This is a genomic window from Streptomyces albus subsp. albus (assembly GCF_000725885.1).
Lineage (GTDB): Bacteria > Actinomycetota > Actinomycetes > Streptomycetales > Streptomycetaceae > Streptomyces > Streptomyces albus.
Genome location: NZ_JODR01000009.1, coordinates 233,442 through 250,169 on the forward strand (window position 1 = coordinate 233,442; position 16,728 = coordinate 250,169).

The window sequence follows — 16,728 nt, forward strand, 5'->3', positions numbered from 1 at the left end:
GAACGGGGTCCGAGGGCCCGGGGAGGGCCGAGGACCGAACGCGAGGAGCGCGGCAGTGATCCGGGTCGTGGTCGTGGACGACGAGGAACTGGTGCGTTCCGGGCTGCGGCTGATCCTGGGCACGGCACCCGACATCGAGGTCGTCGCCGCCTGCGGCGGGGGCGAGGCCGTCGCGGCCGTGCTGGAGCACCGGCCCGACGTGCTGCTGCTGGACATCCGGATGCCGGACGTCGACGGGCTGACCGTGCTGCGCCGGCTGCGTGACGTGCCCGGTGCACCCCGTACCGCCATGCTGACGACCTTCGACGCCGAGGAGTACCTGGGGACCGCCCTGCACGAGGGTGCCGCCGGGTTCCTGCTCAAGGACACCGCGCCCGAACAGCTGGTGCACGCCGTGCGGGTGCTCGCCGACGGCGGCCGGGTGCTCTCGCCCGGGGTGACCCCGGCCGTCATCGGCGGCTATCTGGGGCACCGTCCCGACGAGGAGGCCGCGCGCGGGGTGGCCACCCTCACGGCGCGGGAGCGGCAGGTGCTGGCCCTGGTGGGCGAGGGCCTGTCGAACGGGGAGATCGCCCAACGGCTCGATCTGGCGCACGGCACCGTCAAGGACCACGTCAGCGCGCTCCTCGGCAAGCTGGGCGGCCTCAACCGGGTCCAGGCCGCCGTCATCGCCGACCGCGCCGGTCTCGTGGGGCAGGTGCCCTCCCACCCGTCCGCACCGGACGGGCGCACCGCCCGGGCCGCAGCCGGGCGCCGGCCGTCCGCAAGCGGCGGGGCTCCCCCGCGCGGCTCCCGCGACACCGGGGAGGTCGCCCGGGGGACGGCCGGGGAAACCGCCCAGGAGACGACCGGGGAAACCGCCCAGAGGACCACCGGGGAAACCGCCCAGGGGACCGCCGGGAAGACCGCCCAGGGGACCGCCGGGGGAAGCTCACCGGACGGCACGCCGTGAGCAGGTGAACGGGGCCCGGCCCCCGTGCCGGTTTCCGCCCGCCCGTCCCTCCGCCCGTCGGCGGGCCGCTGCCGGCGTCCTCCGCCCCGCTTCCCCGTCCCGACCCCCCGACCCGTCCCGGTCCCTGCCCCTGTCCCTCCCGGTCCCTGTCCCCCGCCGGCCCCTGTCCGGTCCCTGTCCCTGCTCCGGTCCCGGCCCCTGTCCCGCTCTCAGGAAATCCGTACTGCCATGTCCCGTCCGCTTCATGCTGTCCGCCGTCCCCGCGGAGGGCTCCTCCGTATCGCGCCAGTGGGTCGCGCTGGGGGTCCCCGTCGCGCTCGGGCTGGCCGACGCCTTCCTGGTGAACGGGGTACGGCCCGGACTGGAGCTGTGGGTGTCGCTCGCGGCGGCGCTGGCACTGCTGGTGCGGTGGCGGGCGCCGGTGCCGGTGTTCGTGGTGTCCCTGGTGGGGATCTACGTGGGGTACATCTGGTTCGCGCCGATGATCGCCCTCTACACGGTGACGGCGCGACGCCGCAGCAACGTGCTGGCTGTCGCCGGGGCCGTGGCGCTGGCGGTGGCGCACTACCTGCCCTATCCACTGGACGGGTTCACGCCGACCGCCGACCGTGAGGACCTGCTCGACATGGTGGACTCCTGCGTCCAGGCCGTGGTGCCGGCGGTGTCCGGACGGTGGGCGCGGACGCGGCGGGAGCTGCGGGAGCGGGTCCGGGAGCTGACCGTCAGCCGGCACCGGGAGGCGGAGCTGCTGGCCGAGCGGGCGGTGATCACCGAGCGGGCGCGGCTGGCGCGGGAGATGCACGACGTGGTGGCGCACCAGGTGAGTCTGATCAGCGTGCAGGCGGGTGCGCTCCAGATGACGTGCCAGGACGGTACGTCGCGGGAGCTGGCCCGTACGGTGCGGGAACTGGCCGTCAAGACGCTGACGGAGCTGCGGCACATGGTCGGCGCGCTGCGGTCGGGCAGCGGGGCGCCGCCGGGGCTGGCCCCGCAGCCGAGGCTGTGCGACCTGCCCGCGCTGACGGAGGGGTCCGGGCTGCCCGTCACACTCGATCTCCCGGCGCTCCCCGAGGACGCGGAGGGCGGGGCGGCGTGGCCGGAGGCGGTGGAACGGGCGGCCTACCGCACCGTTCAAGAGGCTCTGACGAATGTCGGCAAGCACGCGCCGGGTGCGCGGGTGCACGTCACCGTGCGGGCGGCCGAGCAGCTGACGGTGACGGTGCGCAACGGCCCGCCGCCCGAGCGGGACACGGTGTCGGGCGCGCTGCCGTCCGGTGACGAGCCGTCACTGCCCGGTGGCGGACACGGCCTGCTGGGGCTGCGGGAGCGCGCCCTGCTGCTGGGCGGCACTTTCCTGGCGGGGCCGACGGGGGACGGCGGGTTCCTGGTGGCGGCCCAGTTCCCGGCCGGGACGCGGACGGGCGTGGCGGGGGTCTGAGGTTCGCGGGGTGTGAGGCCGGCTGGGCTGTGAGGCCAGCCGGCGTATGAGGCCCGCAGGAGGGTGGGACCCGCGGGCGGCGGGTGGCCCACGGGCGGCGGGTGGCCCACAGGCACTGGGGGCCCACAGGCACTGGGGCCCCCAGACGCAGGAGGCCCACAGACACCGGAGGCGCACAGGCGCAGGAGGCCCACAGACGCGCGACCCGCGGAGTGCGTTGTCCGCAGCCCCGTGTGGCCCACTGGCGTAAGAGGCCCGCTCACCTCCGCGGCCCACCACACGCGAGCCCCACCCACACGCGAGCCCCACTCACCCACGAGCCCCACCGGCATGGCCGTCCCCGCCACCCGCCCAGCGGCGTACGGCTCGCACGGTGGGCGGGGCACCGTTGTACTGGGGGCGAGGCCCTGACCGGCCCCCATCCGCCCGCGCCGCCCTCGCACAGCCGTACGCAGCCCAGCCACTCCGGGCGCCGGGGACCCAGGGGCCGGAGGCCGTCTCTTTCTGCCGTAAGCCCCACGCCGTACGCCGTATAAGGAGCCCACCGATGAGCGGGCAGCACCCTGTGGAATCCCCGGAAGAGAGCGAACCGTCCGCAGTCGGCGGCCCCCCGGAGCAGCTGGACCCCCGCGGGCTGCTGCGGCACCTGGCACCCGTGCCGGTACCGGTGCCGGCGGGCAGCGAGGTGAGACGGCACGGTGGGCGGGCCCGGCGGTCGCCGCTGGTCCCGCTCGGCGCGGGCCTGCTCGCGAGCGTGCTGGTGTTCGCCGCGGTGGCGTACCTGGTGCTGACGGCGGAGGCGGGGTTCCTGGACCGGCCGCTGATGGGCGAGGCGGTGCGGCACCGGCCGGCCGTGCTGGACGGGCCGATGCAGGTGGTGTCGGACGTGTCGGAGCTGCCGCTGCTCGTCGTCTCGGTGCTGGTGGCGCTGTGGATCTCGTGGCGGGCCGGCTCCTGGCTGCCGGTGGTGCTGGTCGGCGCCACGGGAGCGCTCGCGGCCCTGGCGTCGACCGCGGCGAAGGAGCTGACGGACCGGTCCCGGCCTCCGGCGAAGCTGTGGCAGGTGTCCGAGGAGGGGTTCGGTTTCCCGTCCCGGCACACGGTGGTCGCCACGGCGGTGCTGCTGGTCCTGGCGTACGTGTGTGCGGCCCGGCTCCGCTCCCGCGCCGCGCGGCTGAGCATGTGGACGGGGGCGGGCCTGCTGTGCGTGCTGTGCGGCTACAGCCGCGTCCATCTGGGGGTGCACTGGCCCACCGATGTGCTGGCCGGACTGGGGCTGGGCGCGGCGGTGGCCCTGCTGGTGGTCACGGCGCACGCGGTACGGAACCGCCACGCGGACCCGACACACGGGTGAGGCCCGCGCTGGGGCCCTTCCCCATGGCTGAGACCCGCAGCCAGCCCCGCCCCACGGCTGAGGCCCACACCGGGCCCTTCCCCATGGCCGAGACCCACAGCCGGCCCAGCCCCACGAGACGAGACCCGCACCGGACCCCGCCCCACGCTGAGGCCCACACCGGGCCCTCCCCCACGGCCGAGACCGACACCCGTCCCGGCCCCGCCCGCGAGGCCGTCTCCGGCTCGGCCGTACGTGAGTCTCCTCGCATCCGCCGCTTCCCCCCAGCACGTCCGGTGTGCTCCGGGGCGCACGGGGCAGAAGGGTGCTGCCCGGTGACCGCACCGGACCACGACGACGGAAACGAGGGGGCACCGATGACGACGCACCGGCGGTCAGGGCCTGCCCGGGGCTGGGCCCGCCGCGGCCTGGCGGCAAGCAGGAGACCAGGGCGCGGAACGCGGGCCGGAACAGTGGCGGCGGCCGTGCGCGAGCGGCTCGGCGACTGGGACCGCGCCGTCTTCCGCCGGGTGGCCGTCACCGACTGGCCGCGCGCGGAAGGGGTGCTGCCGCGACTGAGCCGTACGGCCGACCACAGCAAGCTGTGGACGGGCACGGCCGCCGTCATCGCACTGTCCGGAGTGGGCGGTCCGCGGGCACGGCGGGGCGCGCTGCGCGGCCTGGTCGCGGTGGCGGTGACATCCGCGCTGGTCAACACCGTCGGCAAGGGCGCGTTCGGGCGCAGCCGTCCGGTGCTGGACGAAGTGCCGGTGCTGCGGCGGCTGAAACGGCTGCCGACCAGCACCTCGTTCCCGTCCGGGCACGCGGCCTCGGCCGCCGCGTTCGCCACGGGCGTGGCGCTGGAGTCGCGGGGCTGGGGCGCCGTGGTCGCGCCGGTCGCGGCCTCCGTGGCGTTCTCCCGCGTCTACACCGGCGTCCACTACCCGAGCGACGTGCTGGTGGGGGCGGCGCTGGGCACGGCAGCCGCCTTCGGGGTGCGGGCCGTGCTCGACGCCCGGCGTCGGGTGCCGCCGGCCCAGCCGCTGGTGGAGGCGCCCGCGCTGCCGGACGGGCGGGGCCTGTCGGTGGTGGCCAACCCCGGTTCCGGGTCGGCGGCGTTCGTGGAGGAGGTCACCGAGGCGCTGCCGGCCGCGCGGGTGACCCGGTGGGACCCGGACGCGGGCACGCTGCCCGAGCTGCTGGAGCGGGAGGCGCGGCGCGCGTGGGAGGAGGGCGGCGCGCTGGGCGTGTTCGGCGGGGACGGCACCGTGAACGCGGCGGCCCGCGCGGCGCACCGGTACCGGGTGCCGCTGGCGGTGCTGCCCGGCGGCACCCTCAACCATCTGGCACAGGACCTGGGCATCGGAAGCTGCGCCGATCTGGCGAGCGCGGTCGGGTACGGGCACGCCATAGCGGTGGACCTCGCCCGGTTCGCCCCGCCGCGCGGCGCCGTCGGTGCGGGCGGTGCCGCCCCGGAACCGGGCTTCTTCGTGAACACCTTCAGCCTGGGTGCGTACGGCGATCTGGTGGAGGTGCGGGACCGCTGGCGGCAGCGGATCGGCCCGTGGGCGGCGGGGCTCGTCGCCGCGGTGCACGTGCTGCGGCACTCCCGCCCGTTCGAGGCGCGCGTCAACGGGCGCACCCGGTCGCTGTGGCTGCTGTTCGTCGGCAACTGCTCGTACCACACCCTCGGTGGCGGTCCCGGCGGGGCGCGGCGCTTCAACCTGGCGGACGGGATGCTGGACGTCCACCTGGTGAAGGCCGGCCGGTGGGCCCGCACCCGGCTGGTGGCCTCGGCCCTCGCGGGCGTCCTGCACCGGTCGCCGGTGCACGCGGCTGCGCGCGGGCGCCGGCTCCACCTGTCCGGCATCCCCGAGGGGACGCTGTGCTCGTACGACGGTGAGACGGCGCCCTCGCCCACGGCGCTGCTGATCGACAAGCCCGCCCCGCCACTGACCGTGTACCGGCCGCTGCCGGCCTGGCTCAGCGGTCGCCCCCTGACCTGAACGGGAGCGGGCCCGCCGGGGAGGGCCGGACGGGCCCGCTCTTGGCGCCTCGGCGGGGAGGGGGCCGGGCAGACCCCCTGGCGCATCTGCGAGGAGGGGCGGGCGGGCCCCTGGCGCCTCGGCGGGAAGGGGCCGGGGCAGGCCCACCTGGCGCCTCGGCGCCGGCCGGACTCAGTCGAAGCTGGCGAAGTAGCCCGCCGCCATGTCCTCTTCCCCGTGCCCCTGCGCTGCGGCCCGCTCCAGCCGGCGGCGGGCCGCCTCGGTGCCGTCCATCCGTACGCCGGCCCGTTCGGCGGCGGCCAGTACCAGCCGGGCGTCCTTGGCGGCGTTGTCGACGGCGAAGCTGGTGGTGTAGTCGCCGTCGATGATCGCGGCGGACTTGCCCTGGAAGTAGGCGTTGTCCATCGGCCCGCCGGTGACGACGTCGAGGACGTGTGCGGGGTCCACTCCCAGCCCCTTGGCGAGGGCCAGCGTCTCGCCCACCCCGGTGGTCAGGGCCAGCACCCAGGTGTTGAGCACCAGCTTGAGGCGGGAGGCCGCGCCTTGGGCGGCTCCGGCGGCGTCGTCGGCGACCCACAGGGTGCGCTTGCCGATGGCGTCGAAGAGGGGCCGCAGCGTCTCCCGCGCCTCGGCGGGGCCGGCCGCGAGGACGACGAGTTGCCCGTTCTCGGCGGGCTCCCGGGTGCCCTGGACCGGTGAGTCGACGAAGACGAGGCCCGCCTCGTCGGCGAACGCGGCGAGATCGGCGACCTCCTCCCCCACCGTGCTGACCTGCGCCCAGACGGTGCCGGGCGCCAGACCGGGCGCCGCGGCACGCATGGTCTCCAGGACACGGGGGCCGTCGTTGAGGACGGTGAGCACGACGCGGGCGCCGCGTACCGCGTCGGCGGGGGTGGCGGCGGCCCGGACCCCGTCCGCGGCCAGCGCCTCGGCCTTGCTCGCGGTGCGGTTCCAGGCCCGTACGGGGAAACCGCTCCGGCTGAGGTTGCGGGCGATGGGCGCGCCGAGGACACCGGTGCCGAGAACGGCGACCTCCGGCCGTCCGGCGGAAGCACCGTCGGAGGGGGCGCCTTCGGGAGTGGGGGCGGGGCTGTGGCTCATGGGCGTGCTCCGTCGGAACGAACGTCACGGAAAGGGGCGTGCACCAGGGTGCACCAGCGCGCACGAGCAGGCGCGCGGAAAGCACCGCGGCGACAGCGGCGCGCCGACGCGACGGCGCAACGGCGCAACGGCGCTTGCCTGTGCGGCTCCCGGGCCGGCTTCGGCCGGGCTGGGCTGACAGCCCCGGCTCCGGGCCGCCGGTCTTCGGCCGGGCTCCCGGCCCCGGCTTCGGGCCGGGTTTCGGGCCGCGCTTCGCGCCCGACTCCCGGCCCGGCCTCGGACGGAGGCCTCAGGCCGGGCCGGGCCTGGGACGGAGCTTCGGGCCAGGCCGGTCCTCGGGCGGAGCTTCGGGCCGAGCCTCGGGCGGGGCTTCCCCCTCTCGTCCCTCGAACGCTCACAACGCACGCACCCATGCGCGCAGCCCCCGCCCGCCCTCAGCCGGCGGCCAGGACCTCCCGCAACGTGGCCGCGAACGCCTCCGGCTCGCCCTGCTGGCCGAACTCCCCGCCCAGGAAGTCCGCGTGGTGGCTCGGGAAGACCACCGGTTCCAGGCCGAGCCGCGCGGCGGTCGCGGCGGCGGCGCGGGCACACAGCTGCCCCTCCGACTCCTTGCCGACGGCGAGGACGATCCGGGTGGACCGTGCCGCGGCGGCCAGCGCCTCGAAGTCGGGCCGGTAGCCCGTGCAGGCCCGCATGTTCTGCCCCAGCAAGGGGTCGTCACGCCGCCCGTCGTCCTCGGTCGGCAGCCCGAACGCGGCCGGGTCCGGCGCCGGCTCGTCCGCCCAGTTCTCCGGGAAAGGACCCGTCCTGCCGGTGACGGCGATGAACTTCGCCATCGCGGGCCCCATCCCGCTGCGCAGATACGTCCGGTGCACGTCCTCGCAGGCAGCCAGGGCGTGCGGGCCGTCCGGCAGTACGGCGGGAACCGGCGGCTCGTGCGCCACGAACGTCCGCACCAGGTCCGGGCGCACGGCCACCAGTGCCAGCCCGTTGACGGCGCCGCCGCTGCTGCCGAACAGTTCCACCGGCCCCGCACCCAGGTCCTCGATCACCCGGCGCAGGTCGTCCGCGTGCTCCTGCGGCGTCGTCTCCTCGGCGCCGTCCGTCCGCGGGGAGCGCCCGGTGCCGCGCGGGTCGTAGGTGACCACGACACGGTCGGCGAAGTGGGAGGCCAGCGTGGTGAAACCGCTCGCCTCCATGGGCGAACCCACCAGGAGCAGTGCCGGGTTGTCGGCTCCGGCCTCCGCCGGGTCGCCGTGCACGTCGTAGGTGAGCGTCGCACCGGCGCCCTCCACCGTGCGGGTCACGCGCTCGACAACAGCCATGGGTTCCTCCTCCGTAGAAGCCACTCGCACATACAGACGAGCGAGGGCAGCGGAACTCATCGCTGTTCGGAGAACTTCTTCTCCCCCATCCCCCGGGCGCACGCGCACACGCCGGGCCCCCGGGGCAGGCGAGACCGTACCGACGGGGCACAGCCGTCCCACCCGGGTCCCACCCCGCCGTACGGTGGCCGCGTCCCACCCCGCCGGACGGTGACGGGATCAGATCAGTCCTTCCCCTGGCCCGCCTTCTTCGCGAGCCGTCGCCGCTGGCGGGCGGTCGGCTCCTTGCGTCCGGACTGCCGCAGGTACACGTCCTTGCGCCGCTCGTTCTCCACGCCGCCGCCTCCTCCCGGTCGCCGGCCCGCTCACGGGGCCGGTCCTCGGTCCTCGGCCTCAGCTTCTCCCGGGCGCGCGGCATCCGCATCCGCAACCGCGTCCGCAACCGCATCCGGGCGCGAGCATCTCGTAGACCGCGGCTGTGACGATCCCGTACGTCAGGTGCGGCACGATGTCGGCGATCCAGTCGGCGGGCTTCCAGGTGCGGGGGTCGGAGACCCTCAGCGTGGCCATCGGCACGTCGGACCCGGCCATCGCCGCCAGCCCCGTCAGCAGGCCGGCCAGCGGTACCGCCGGGCGCCACGGGAGCGCCCGGGAGAGGCCGTAGACCATGCCGACGCCCGTTCCGGTGACCATGCCCAGCACGGCGCCCGTACCGGAGGCGCGGTTCTCGCGCGTCTCGCCCTCCCCCGGGACGGGCACCCCCGTACGGTCGCTCAGCTCGTCCACCAGCTGCTCGGGGGCCGAACTCGCGCCCCGGCCCCGCAGCACCATGTCCATGTAGGTGACAGCGTTCAGGGCGGTCGTCCCGGCAGCTCCGGCCACGACCCCCGCCAGTGCCTTGCGCATCATGCGCCCCCGGTTCCCACCCGCCCCCCCGCGGAAACACGACCCGCTCCCGGCGGCCCCACCGGCACCGGGCGCCGGCGGCGCCCCGGCCGGTACGAGGACCGGTCCGCCCTCGAAGGACCTCACCTGCAACTCGACGGCTACTCCACGGACCCCTACGGCGAGGACGCCCCCATCACGGCGTCGGCCTGCCGCGCGGCCCGCATGGCGGGAGAGCCCGAACCCCCACGGGCCGACCCGTGGGAAGAGCCCCGCCCCGACGACTGGGCACTCCTCGCCCAATGGCACGGCACCGCCCTGATCGACGGCGACATCTACTGGACGTGCACAAGGAAGGACGTGAGGGCACGCCGCTTCGGCCACGCCACGGTCTGAGCCGCTTCGAGGGCCCCTGAGGGCCCCGGCCCATCCGGCTCACGGGCACCCGGTCCGGCCGGGGTCTCCGGGTCAAAGCTCCACGCGGTGGAAGACCTTGCCGGGGTCTTCCTGCTCTCCGAGCGACTCGCAGAAGGACCGCCCTCGACCGGTCGGGGAGTAGGCACCGCAAGCATCGCCCACGCGCACGAGGAACGCGTACCGTGCTGAGTGTCTGCGTCAGAACGAGGAGGCCGGCATGGCATACCGCACTGACACCCCACACCCCGCCGAGACCAACGGAGAACGGCTTTCGGTTCTACGGCGCAGGAAGCGGTGGACGCAGCAGCGGCTGGCTCAGGAGTCCGGGTACTCGCTCGCAGCGATTCGCGGCTTCGAGCAGGGGCGACGTTCGCTGGACAGGGGTTCCGTCATCCTCGCGCTCTGCCGCGCTCTGGACTGTCACCCGACCGAGATCACGGGGCAGCCTTACGCACCCGCCGACGGGGACAGGGCGGGCCAGGAGGCCGCAGCGGCTGTCGCAGCCGTCAGGCGGGCACTGCTTCGCCACGGCCGCCCCACCCGCCCGTCGGACGCCGAAGCCGCGGCGGTGGACCTGCCGGATCTGCAACGGCGCGTCGCCGAGGCCAACTCGCTGCGCCAGTCGGCTGCTTTGGCACGCAGCGCTTCGGTGCTGCCCCAGCTACTTCGGGACGTCCAGGTTGCCTGCGACGTGCTGGCCGATGACGGCCGGCGTACGGCCTACGGGCTGTTGACCTCGGTGTACGAGTGCGCGATGCAGTACCTGTACAAGCTGGGGCGGGTGTCCGACGCGACGCTGGCCACCGAGCGCGTGCTGTGGTCGGCCGAGCGAACGGAAGACCCTCTGCGGATCATTGCCGCACGTTGGTACGAGGCCGGGGAGTTCCTGGGTATCGGTGAGCACGACGACGCGGCGGACATCATCGACAGCGCGCTCACTGCCCTCGGCCGGCCGGGGTCTCCGCAAGAGCTGTCGCTGGCCGGCTCGTTCCACCTCAAAGCCGCACTGAACGAAGCCCGTGGGGGCGGAAGAGAGGCCGAACGCCATCTCCAGCACGCCCAGAGGCTGGCCGAGACCCTGGGAGATCCTCGACGCGGCCTACAGCGCCCGGACAAAGCTTGCCTCCTAGCCGAGTCCAGGCCCTGCAGATGCTGCCGTTGGGTGTGCTGAGTGGGTGTTGTCTCCGAACAAGAGCGTCGGCTCGACGAGAATGTCGCGCCCAAGCTCACTCTTGTAGATGAGGTCGATGCTGCCGTAGCGGGCCTGCTCGTAGTCGAAGCCGAGGTCGGCGACGGCTTTGCGGACGGCGTCTTCGGAGGGGCCTTCGATCTCGATGAAGGTGGGCAGGTCGGGCCAGGTGTCGAGGTCGTACTTGATGTCGCCGAGCTGCCACTCCTCGCGGTAGTTCTGCTGGTACCGGACTTGGCGGAGGCCGGTGGCCTTGAGGAGTTCGGCGGCCTTGTCGAGGTCGTCGACCTCGATCTCGATCTCGGTGGTGCCGTTGATGGTGGTGGCGTCGCTTACCTGCTTGAGGGTGAGGGTGGTCTTGCCGCCTTCGTCGCGGAGGCGGAGCCACTGTTCGCCTTGGACGGCGTCGTTCTCGAAGATCAGCCGGGTGAACATGGTCTTGCCGAAGACGAGCTCGGCACCGGCGGCACGGAGCTGGTCGCGGACGGCGTCGACGTCGATGTTGAGGAACTTGGCCTCGTACTCGTTCTGGGGCATCGCTGGTGGGCTCCTGGGAGTGGTACTTACGCGGTCAGGTTGTGGAAGTCGGCCTGGCGCAGATGGGCGACCTCGGCGCATGCCTCGCCTGCGACGAACTCTTCCACGGGGAGGCAGAGGTCCATGCGCTGTATGCACACTCCGACGTGAAATTCGCCTGCGGTGTCGCGGTAGAGGCGTACGCCGTAGTAGCCCTCTTCGCAGTCGGTCGGGTTGTTGAAGCGGCAGTCGGTGCACGTATCCGGCAACCGTAGCGGGCGGATGTGCTTGACGATCAGCTCTCGGCCAGTCGGCAAGCGGTAGGCCATGCGGAAGCCGGAAGTGCCGGCGATCAGGCGCACTTCTTCCAGTTCAGCTTGGAGCTCGCTCAGCAGAAGGTCGATGGCCTGGAGTGACCGTTCGCCGTCGGCCAGGGAGGAGAGCACGCGTACGGAGAGGTTGTCGGAGTATTTGTTGAGCAGGCGGTGCACACGTGGGACGTGGCTGCGGTGCGGCAGGACTACGTTGGCGCGGGTGCCGATGCCGACGTCCATGGCGAGTCGGACCGACTCGTTGAGTGCGTCGATCTTGCGCTGGGCGAGGGCGGATTTGCGGTAGCGGCTGTGCTGGACTTGGGAGAGCTCTTCGGGGGTGGTGCCGAAGACGGAGAAGTTGACGTGGTCGAGGCCGGCGCGGGCGCAGTCGGCCAGCACCCGGCGGCCGTTTTCTCCGTTGGAGGTGACGCTCACCTCGTAGCCGCATTCTTTCGCCGTCGCGACGAGCTGCGGTAGCCGAGGGTGGAGGGTCGGCTCGCCCCCTGTCAGGTGGACCTCGTCGAAGTCGAGGGCTTTGCGTAGCCGAGTCAGTGCGTGGCGGAAGGCTTCGTCGGGGAGGACGGGAGCGCTCAGGAAGCGAGAACCGTTCGTGGCGGCGTAGATGGAGACGCGTCCCGACGGTCCGGTGGGGGCGAAGGCTCCGGCCTGGTGGCCGCGGTTGTCCACACCTACGGGGGTGCCCTCGTTGTGGCAGAAGGTGCAGGTCATGCCGCACGAGTCGATGACCTTGACGCGGAGTGTCCGGTCGGTCGTCACCACGACGGGGACTGCGTGGTCAACGTCGGCTAAGGCGGGATGCTTGATCACGAGGTGACCTCTCTTGTTGGTCGCGCTGCCTTCGCGGAAGTCCTTGGTGCGCGCAGGCGTCCGCGGGCGCGGGCAAGGGGCTGGTGAGTGGGGTGTGAGCGCTGTTGATCCCTCCCGGCCGTCGAGCTCGGCTCGTAGACGGCCGGGCGGGTGGTCCGTCCCCGGGTGGGCACGGGGAGCCGTCCCGCCGGGTGCGGGCACGCATCCGGGACGGACCGGTTCAGGGGGAGGGCGCTGTGGCGACTGCGAGGCCGACCACGAGGCCGCATGAAGCGCTGATGCCGATGATGAAGATGAGGCCGGCATAACGGCCGATGACGCGCATCACGGCACTCTCCCCTCGACGGCTTCGGCGCCCCGGCTGGTGGCATGGAGTCGTGCCGGCGCCGCCACACGGCTATGCGGCTTCGACATCCGCACCTTGGCCCACACGGTTTTGCCGACGGGACGGCGCGGCCGTTGCCCTGTGCACAGAGCAACGGTTCTCACGAGCTGGAGGCCGCGCCCGCTCTCGTCGTTGATGCCGGCCTTCAACGCTTCTGGCGGACGGGGGCTGCTGTCGGACACCTCGATGAGGCAGATGTCGTCCGCCGAGGTCATTCCGACCTCGAAGAGGTGGCTGGGGAAGTGGCCGTGTACTACGGCGTTTGTTGCCAGTTCGCTGGCCACCAGTACGGCGGTTTCGATACCGCTGGGGGCGTGTCCCCACTCGCGGAGCACCCGTTCCACCTGGGTGCGCACAAGCGAGACGCACCGGGCAGTCGAGGCGAACTGCATGTGCCATGTCTGGCTGGTTTCTTGGTTATGCGAGGCCATCGTGTGCGTCGCGTCCCCTCGTCGCGGGTAGCTGGGGGACTACTGCACCGCGCGAGGCCATCACGGGATCAGGTCACAGTGATTACCCAACGTGGGTAATATCTGTGACGGCTGACCACCCGCCCAGTACGCCGCTGCCGAGACGGCCGGGGGAGCGCACGTGTCCGCACCGCAGCCCTATCCGGGGCTACCACCCGAGTTAGTGGCGAGCCCTGAGTTCAGGCGTGTCTGTCGAGAGCGCGACTTCTCCCAGATCTTCCAGCTCGCCAAGAAGAAGGCGGGAATCTACCCCTCGCGGATCGCCGCGCTCTGCGGGATGACACCCAGCCGTGTAGGGGAAATCATGTCCGGGCGCAGAAGCCTGGCCCACATCGATGTGATCGAGCGCGTCGCGGACGGCCTGCGCATCCCAGGAGCGATGCTCGGGCTGGCACACAGGCCCTGGGAAATCCCGGATGGCCCAGCCGTGGTCGAGCAGAAGCCTGTCCGTCCGGTGACGCTTCCCGAAGAAGGCGGCGCGGCACCGGCAACCGGTGAGCCGAGCGGCATAGATGACCTGCTCACGCTCGCTGACGGCAAGGTCACCAGGTCAACGCTCTTCGCTCTACAGTCCTCGGTCGAGGACTACTGGCGCAGAGATGACGAACACGGCGGCGCTTCACTGCGGCCGGCAGTCGTGGGGCACCTGCGCTATGTCTCGCTGTTGATGAAAGGTGCTGACGAGGCCCTGCGTAGCGATCTGCAGTCGCTGGCCGCTGAGCTGGCCCGGCTGGCGGGCTGGGCCTACTTCGACGCGCGGCAGTACAGCACCGCGCGCACCCACTTCACGCAGGCACTCAAGCTCTCCCGGGGCCAGGACGACTACCTCTTCATGGCCAATGTGCTCTCCTGCATGAGCCTCCAGGCGACCTACGACGGCAACCCCACCGACGCCGTCGCCCTGGCCTGCAAAGCCCAGGACTCCGCCCGCGCGGCCGGCAACGACCCTCTGGTGATGTCGATGCTCCATATGCGGGAGGCATTCGCGCAGGCCATACTGGGCGACTCGATGGCATGCCACCAAGCAATCGACCGCTCCCGCGACGCCTACGAATTCGCCCGAGGCCGCGAAACCGAAGCCCCTGCCTGGGTTCGCTACTTTGATGAGAGCAAGCTGATTGTCGATACCGGCATCGCTCTCGCGCGCCTCGGAGAGTCCGCACGAGCCGAACCCCTCATCGCCGAGGGCCTGCGCCGCGAGTCCGGCGCGCAACAGCGCGGCCGGGCCTTCCACGCCTTCTGGCTGGCCACCGCCCAACTCCAGCAGGGCAACCTGGACGCGTCATGCGAGAGCGCCGGCATGGCACTCGACTTGACCGCCTCCCTCGACTCGCCTCGGGTAGCCGGACATGTTCGGGAGTTCCACCGGCGCCTGGCCCCCTACGCGCGGGAGACGCCGGTGATCATGTTCGAGCAGAAGATGCGCGAGGTTCTTGGCTAGCCAGCGGCGCCGGTCGCCTCGTCCAGGAGCAGGTACAGCAGCCCCACCAGACTGCCGCTGCTGACGACCTCACGGCGGTCGATCATTCCGCGGATCTCCGAGATCGGTATCCACTCGATGCGGTCCGTCTCGTTCAGTTCGGTCGGCGGGCCGGCGTAGGTAGCACCGTCGGCGCGGAAGACGTAGTGCTCGGAGTCCGTGATCCCGTTCGCGGGCTGCGCGTACACCAACGGCTTCATGCCATCCACCCGCCAGCCGGTCTCCTCCTCCACCTCGCGGGCGGCAGCCTGTTCCGGAGTCTCGTCGGCCTCGATCAGTCCCATGGGCAGTTCCCAGCCCCAGGTGTCCGTGATGAAGCGGTGCCGCCACAGCATCAGCACTCGCTTCTGCTCGTCCACCACGGCCGCCACCGCCAGGTGCCGCATCTTGACCACGTGGTGTTCCCAGCGTCGGCCGTCGGGCTGCTGGACGTCCACGAGCCACAGGTTGACCCACGGGTTGCTGTAAATCTGGCGCTCACCATGCACTGTCCACCGCATGAGTCGATGTCCCCTCTCGCCTGCGTCACTCCAGCATGTCACTGCGACGAGAAGCCGTCTGCAAAGCCTGCGACTTCGCGACAGCCTGCGAAGATCTGGCCGAAAGACACCGCCATCCCAGCCTCTCGGTGCTGGCTCTATCGATGTCGCCGGTGGGCAGACCCGGTGGCGGGGAGAGGGGTCGAGGGCGTCGTCTCCGGGCGCGCGACACGACGTGTGGCCGCTGTACTGCGCGCTTGGGCGGCTCGTGCGCGGGGGCTCGGTGCGGGGCGTCGGCTCATACGGTGGATGCGCCAGGCCAGGACCTTGGCGGGGGAGTGTGCGTCGTTCAGGGTGCGTTGGTCGGCGGTTTGCCGGAGAAGGCGGCCGGGATCGTGGCCGGCGGTTTGGGCGTCGGTGAGCGCGGCCGTCAGAGCGTCCCAAGCCGGGCTGTTGATGATTTGATCCGCGTGTTCGGGGACGGTCTGACGTATGTGGGTCCGCATGGCGGGCCGCCGTTGGGCGTGGGGGCTTGCGTCCGGCGAGCGCGCTCAGGGGTGCTGCTGCGGCTTGCTCGTAGACGCCCCGAAGAGGCGCAAGGGCTTGTCGCGCGGCGATGGCCTGCTGTTGATGGTGGCGCTCTTCGTGCCAGCGGGCCGCGGCCAGACGCGGCCGAAGGTGACCGGCTCTACGCCCTCTTCCACCTGTGCGGCACGCGCGGCCTGCGGCGCGGCGAAGGTGTCGGTCAGGAGTGGGAGTACGTCGACCTGGAGGCGCGAATCACGCCTGCCAGGGCCATCACGGTCCACGGGTGGGACCCGTACGAGGACGACCCCAAGACTGACGGCAGTGCAGCGACGATCGCACTCGACAGCGTCAACGTCGCCGTCCTCCGCGCACACCGAGCGCGGCAGCAGGCTGAGCGCGAAGCAGCGGGCCCCGCTTGGCAGGAGACCGGCGAGGTCTTCACCAACGAGGACGGCTCAGCCTTCACCCCGAAACAGCATCGGAGGCGCTCCGCCGCATCCTCGCGAGCACCGACCTACCCCCCATCACCTTTCGTGATCTCCGTCACGTGGCAGCCACACTCGTCCATGCAGGCGGCGGTGATCTCCACACGATCAAGAAAACGTTGCGCCACTCCACCATCCTGCTCACCTCGGACACGTACACGAGCCTGCTCCCAGAGGTCGATCGCAGCGCCGCCGAGGCAGGCGTACGTCTGATCCCCCGCGCACGGTCGGCGGACGAGGCACACGGCGACGAATAGCGCCGGGACCTGGCGTCCAGCCGCTCGTTCTCCCCGCAATCTCCCGGTCCGCCCGCCGACGTGCTGGCACATCCGCTCATGCATCGCTCACGCACAGCGCCCCGAAACGCCGGAGCGCCCGGACCGATCGTCTCGGTCCGGGCGCTCCCTCGCAGGTCAGAGGGCCGAACCCTCCCTGCTGGCAGTAGGCCGTGTGGGACTCGAACCCACAACCAATGGATTAAAAGTCCACTGCTCTGCCAATTGAGCTAACGGCCCGCACCGAGCAGCATAGCCCGCGGGTCGCGCGGGGTTCGAAGGCATTCCGGGTTGCATGCCTTCGGGGCTGTGTTCGGGCACG

Annotated in this window: 14 protein-coding genes, 1 tRNA gene and 1 pseudogene; 8 read left to right on the forward strand and 8 right to left on the reverse strand. The window is 72.3% G+C overall.

Features of this window, described 5'->3' with window-relative positions:
• The first annotated feature begins 55 nt into the window (after positions 1 to 55).
• The 4 genes from IO40_RS0112145 to IO40_RS0112160 all read left to right on the forward strand — a co-directional run bounded on the left by IO40_RS0112145 (position 56) and on the right by IO40_RS0112160 (position 5,729).
• Complete coding sequence (locus IO40_RS0112145) at positions 56 to 952, forward strand: response regulator (protein WP_031175405.1); 897 nt, start codon at positions 56 to 58, stop codon at positions 950 to 952.
• A gap of 244 nt (positions 953 to 1,196) precedes the next feature.
• Positions 1,197 to 2,390 (forward strand): sensor histidine kinase, encoded by a 1,194-nt coding sequence (locus tag IO40_RS0112150; RefSeq protein WP_016471800.1) that lies wholly within the window; start codon positions 1,197 to 1,199, stop codon positions 2,388 to 2,390.
• Between the two features lie 547 nt (positions 2,391 to 2,937).
• Complete coding sequence (locus IO40_RS0112155) at positions 2,938 to 3,744, forward strand: phosphatase PAP2 family protein (RefSeq protein WP_031175406.1); 807 nt, start codon at positions 2,938 to 2,940, stop codon at positions 3,742 to 3,744.
• Between the two features lie 464 nt (positions 3,745 to 4,208).
• Positions 4,209 to 5,729 carry a bifunctional phosphatase PAP2/diacylglycerol kinase family protein gene (locus IO40_RS0112160; protein ID WP_016471802.1) on the forward strand — a complete coding sequence of 507 codons (1,521 nt, stop codon included), beginning with the start codon at positions 4,209 to 4,211 and terminating at the stop codon, positions 5,727 to 5,729.
• A gap of 171 nt (positions 5,730 to 5,900) precedes the next feature.
• Here IO40_RS0112160 and IO40_RS0112165 read toward each other — a convergent pair whose 3' ends face one another.
• The 3 genes from IO40_RS0112165 to IO40_RS0112180 form a co-directional block, all read right to left on the reverse strand.
• Positions 5,901 to 6,830 carry an NAD(P)-dependent oxidoreductase gene (locus IO40_RS0112165; protein WP_031175407.1) on the reverse strand — a complete coding sequence of 310 codons (930 nt, stop codon included), beginning with the start codon at positions 6,828 to 6,830 and terminating at the stop codon, positions 5,901 to 5,903.
• 434 nt (positions 6,831 to 7,264) lie between these two features.
• Positions 7,265 to 8,155 carry an alpha/beta fold hydrolase gene (locus IO40_RS0112170; RefSeq protein ID WP_016471804.1) on the reverse strand — a complete coding sequence of 297 codons (891 nt, stop codon included), beginning with the start codon at positions 8,153 to 8,155 and terminating at the stop codon, positions 7,265 to 7,267.
• A 393-nt stretch (positions 8,156 to 8,548) separates the two neighbouring features.
• The gene (locus IO40_RS0112180) at positions 8,549 to 9,064 is read right to left on the reverse strand and encodes a hypothetical protein (protein ID WP_063830994.1); all 516 of its coding nucleotides are present in this window, start codon (positions 9,062 to 9,064) and stop codon (positions 8,549 to 8,551) included.
• A gap of 201 nt (positions 9,065 to 9,265) precedes the next feature.
• On the opposite strand from IO40_RS0112180, the gene IO40_RS37590 reads away from it, so the two are divergent.
• Complete coding sequence (locus IO40_RS37590; protein ID WP_157846435.1) at positions 9,266 to 9,436, forward strand: hypothetical protein; 171 nt, start codon at positions 9,266 to 9,268, stop codon at positions 9,434 to 9,436.
• A 238-nt stretch (positions 9,437 to 9,674) separates the two neighbouring features.
• The gene (locus IO40_RS0112185; protein WP_016471808.1) at positions 9,675 to 10,628 is read left to right on the forward strand and encodes a helix-turn-helix domain-containing protein; all 954 of its coding nucleotides are present in this window, start codon (positions 9,675 to 9,677) and stop codon (positions 10,626 to 10,628) included.
• Here the strand turns inward: IO40_RS0112185 and IO40_RS0112190 are convergent.
• From IO40_RS0112190 to IO40_RS0112205, 3 genes are all read right to left on the reverse strand, one after another.
• Entirely contained in the window at positions 10,584 to 11,183 is a 600-nt protein-coding gene (locus IO40_RS0112190; protein WP_031175409.1) for a class IV adenylate cyclase, read from the reverse strand. The two genes, IO40_RS0112185 and IO40_RS0112190, sit on opposite strands and share 45 nt — an antisense overlap.
• Before the next feature lie 26 nt (positions 11,184 to 11,209).
• Positions 11,210 to 12,304 carry a radical SAM protein gene (locus tag IO40_RS0112195; RefSeq protein ID WP_031175410.1) on the reverse strand — a complete coding sequence of 365 codons (1,095 nt, stop codon included), beginning with the start codon at positions 12,302 to 12,304 and terminating at the stop codon, positions 11,210 to 11,212.
• Between the two features lie 324 nt (positions 12,305 to 12,628).
• On the reverse strand, positions 12,629 to 13,081 hold the full coding sequence (locus tag IO40_RS0112205; protein WP_016471812.1) for an ATP-binding protein: 453 nt from the start codon (positions 13,079 to 13,081) through the stop codon (positions 12,629 to 12,631).
• Between the two features lie 199 nt (positions 13,082 to 13,280).
• On the opposite strand from IO40_RS0112205, the gene IO40_RS0112210 reads away from it, so the two are divergent.
• Positions 13,281 to 14,600, forward strand: coding sequence for an NsdA family TPR-like regulatory protein (locus tag IO40_RS0112210; protein ID WP_016471813.1), 1,320 nt, complete (start codon positions 13,281 to 13,283; stop codon positions 14,598 to 14,600).
• Here IO40_RS0112210 and IO40_RS0112215 read toward each other — a convergent pair.
• Positions 14,597 to 15,139 carry an NUDIX hydrolase gene (locus IO40_RS0112215; RefSeq protein ID WP_016471814.1) on the reverse strand — a complete coding sequence of 181 codons (543 nt, stop codon included), beginning with the start codon at positions 15,137 to 15,139 and terminating at the stop codon, positions 14,597 to 14,599. The genes IO40_RS0112210 and IO40_RS0112215 overlap by 4 nt on opposite strands.
• Positions 15,140 to 15,783: 644 nt before the next feature.
• Between IO40_RS0112215 and IO40_RS38755 the strand changes: the two are divergent.
• Positions 15,784 to 16,388 (forward strand): annotated as a pseudogene (locus tag IO40_RS38755) (tyrosine-type recombinase/integrase); the annotation flags it as partial.
• Positions 16,389 to 16,573: 185 nt separating this feature from the next.
• Here IO40_RS38755 and IO40_RS0112230 read toward each other — a convergent pair.
• Positions 16,574 to 16,646, reverse strand: a tRNA-Lys gene (locus IO40_RS0112230).
• Between the last annotated feature and the right edge of the window lie 82 nt (positions 16,647 to 16,728).

What these genes read in the sequence shown, in the direction of transcription:
- IO40_RS0112150 (WP_016471800.1), top strand. Translation starts at nt 1,197, where the DNA reads ATGCTGTCCGCCGTCCCCGCGGAGGGCTCCTCCGTATCGCGCCAGTGG.
- IO40_RS0112155 (WP_031175406.1), top strand. Translation starts at nt 2,938, where the DNA reads ATGAGCGGGCAGCACCCTGTGGAATCCCCGGAAGAGAGCGAACCGTCC.
- IO40_RS0112165 (WP_031175407.1), bottom strand. Translation starts at nt 6,830, where the DNA reads ATGAGCCACAGCCCCGCCCCCACTCCCGAAGGCGCCCCCTCCGACGGT.
- IO40_RS0112170 (WP_016471804.1), bottom strand. Translation starts at nt 8,155, where the DNA reads ATGGCTGTTGTCGAGCGCGTGACCCGCACGGTGGAGGGCGCCGGTGCG.
- IO40_RS0112180 (WP_063830994.1), bottom strand. Translation starts at nt 9,064, where the DNA reads ATGATGCGCAAGGCACTGGCGGGGGTCGTGGCCGGAGCTGCCGGGACG.
- IO40_RS37590 (WP_157846435.1), top strand. Translation starts at nt 9,266, where the DNA reads ATGGCGGGAGAGCCCGAACCCCCACGGGCCGACCCGTGGGAAGAGCCC.
- IO40_RS0112185 (WP_016471808.1), top strand. Translation starts at nt 9,675, where the DNA reads ATGGCATACCGCACTGACACCCCACACCCCGCCGAGACCAACGGAGAA.
- IO40_RS0112190 (WP_031175409.1), bottom strand. Translation starts at nt 11,183, where the DNA reads ATGCCCCAGAACGAGTACGAGGCCAAGTTCCTCAACATCGACGTCGAC.
- IO40_RS0112205 (WP_016471812.1), bottom strand. Translation starts at nt 13,081, where the DNA reads ATGCAGTTCGCCTCGACTGCCCGGTGCGTCTCGCTTGTGCGCACCCAG.
- IO40_RS0112215 (WP_016471814.1), bottom strand. Translation starts at nt 15,139, where the DNA reads ATGCGGTGGACAGTGCATGGTGAGCGCCAGATTTACAGCAACCCGTGG.